Here is a 905-nt window from a genome sequence, read left to right as displayed (position 1 = left end):
TTCGTGCAGGTCGGAACTTACCCGACAAGGAATTTCGCTACCTTAGGATGGTTATAGTTACCACCGCCGTTTACCGGCGCTTAGATTCTCAGCTTCGCCCGAAGGCTGACCCGTCCTCTTAACCTTCCAGCACCGGGCAGGTGTCAGCCCCTATACTTCGCCTTGCGGCTTCGCAGAGACCTGTGTTTTTGCTAAACAGTCGCTTGGGCCTTTTCACTGCGGCTCTCTCGGGCTTGCACCCTACCAGAGCACCCCTTCTCCCGAAGTTACGGGGTCATTTTGCCGAGTTCCTTAACGAGAGTTCTCCCGATCACCTTAGGATTCTCTCCTCGCCTACCTGTGTCGGTTTGCGGTACAGGCACCTCTCACCTCGCTAGAGGCTTTTCTTGGCAGCGTGAAATCAAGAACTTCGGTACTATATTTCCCTCGCCATCACAGCTCAGCCTAACTAGAAGCGGATTTGCCTACTTCTAAGCCTTACTGCTTGGACGCGCATATCCAACAGCGCGATTCTCTATCCTTCTGCGTCCCCCCATTGCTCAAACGGTGAGGAGGTGGTACAGGAATATCAACCTGTTATCCATCGCCTACGCCTTTCGGCCTCGGCTTAGGTCCTGACTAACCCTGAGCGGACGAGCCTTCCTCAGGAAACCTTAGGCATTCGGTGGACAAGATTCTCACTTGTCTTTCGCTACTCATACCGGCATTCTCACTTCTAAGCGCTCCACCAGTCCTTACGGTCTAGCTTCAACGCCCTTAGAACGCTCTCCTACCAATGTCGTTAGACATTCCACAGCTTCGGTGATACGTTGAGCCCCGCTACATTGTCGGCGCGGAATCACTTGACCAGTGAGCTATTACGCACTCTTTCAAGGATGGCTGCTTCTAAGCCAACCTCCTGGTTG

General features: G+C 53.3%; 1 rRNA gene. It reads right to left on the bottom strand.

Annotated features, from left to right (window positions below):
• Window positions 1-905: ribosomal RNA gene (locus ABD785_RS41145) — 23S ribosomal RNA — on the bottom strand; the annotation flags it as partial.

Origin of the sequence: Actinocorallia longicatena (assembly GCF_039534125.1) — a bacterium.
In the GTDB taxonomy this organism is placed as follows: Bacteria; Actinomycetota; Actinomycetes; order Streptosporangiales; family Streptosporangiaceae; genus Actinocorallia; species Actinocorallia longicatena.
The sequence above is the reverse complement of the archived record's forward strand: the minus strand, read 5'-3'. Positions and strand labels throughout refer to the sequence as shown.